This is a genomic window from Mesorhizobium sp. M1A.F.Ca.IN.020.06.1.1 (assembly GCF_004023265.1).
Classification (GTDB): domain Bacteria; phylum Pseudomonadota; class Alphaproteobacteria; order Rhizobiales; family Rhizobiaceae; genus Mesorhizobium.
This window is the reverse complement of the sequence record NZ_RZSR01001455.1, coordinates 1-959: the sequence shown is the minus strand read 5'-3', so window position 1 is coordinate 959 and position 959 is coordinate 1. Positions and strand designations below refer to the sequence as shown.

Annotated in this window: 1 protein-coding gene and 1 pseudogene; one reads left to right on the top strand and one right to left on the bottom strand. The window is 64.7% G+C overall.

Annotated features, from left to right (window positions below):
- Positions 1 to 658: pseudogene (locus EOA60_RS34815) on the bottom strand (DUF4815 domain-containing protein); the annotation flags it as partial.
- Positions 659 to 738: 80 nt separating this feature from the next.
- Between EOA60_RS34815 and EOA60_RS38500 the strand changes: the two are divergent.
- Positions 739 to 959: hypothetical protein (locus EOA60_RS38500; RefSeq protein WP_206628416.1), on the top strand; the 221-nt coding region annotated here is incomplete at its 3' end.

Genomic DNA, 959 nt, shown 5'->3' with positions numbered 1-959 from the left:
GCGCAGAGATCGCCCGGAAGTCGTAGGCCATCGGCCGCGCCGCCGGCGTGCCGTTCGACGTAATCCGAAGCCGCCCGACAGGGTTCGCGGTGAAGCCGGCGAGACTGTACTTCCGCTCGACCCAGCCCGCGTCCTGAAGCGGGGTCTGCGTCACCTGCGGAACCGGGGTCCAAACATCGTTGGCGGCGTCAACGTGCAGCGCGATCGTCGCTCCGGTCGGGATCTTGGTCTTAAGGTAGGCCAGGATGTCGACGAGTGTTCCCATGTCGAAGGCGCGCGTCACATAGGTGCCTGTCGTCTGCAGCTCACCCTCGATCGCCAGGATCACCGGGAACACCACGGGCGAGACCTTGGCCGCGCCCGACAACACTGCCCGCACCTGGACGTTGCCGGTGTAGAACGACTGCAGTTCCCACGCCTGGTCGGGATTGAGCAGTGTGATCGAGCCGTCGTCGAGTTCGACCTCGAAATGCATCGCCGCCGCCGCGGTCGGCAGCTCGACCTCGGCGCGGATCAGGAGATCGCTCATGTTGGCGACCGCGAAGGTGCCGACATTGACGGTCTTGGTCGCCGGCGCGAATTTAGCCGCAACCAGCTGGAAGCAGATGTCCTCGTCCTGGTGCGGCGTCCAGGTGACGGCGTTCGACGACGACAGCATGACGCCGACCGAATAGGGCTGCGCGGCGACCGGCTGCTGCAGGTCGGCATCGAAGTCGCCGAGCTTGGCGGTCTTATCGAATGGTTGCCATCGTTGGTCTTGACGACGAAGGCGTATTCGATGCCGCCGGCGAGCCAGATCGGATAGGGGAAGCGGATCTCGGTCCACTGGCCGATCACCGCTGCGTTCATGTCGTAGAACGCCTGGGCGATGACGTTGACGGTCGGGATGCCGTTGGCGACCTCGACAAGCTCGAGCACAATCGGATTGTCGGGATCGCCGACCAGGCAGACCTTCAGGT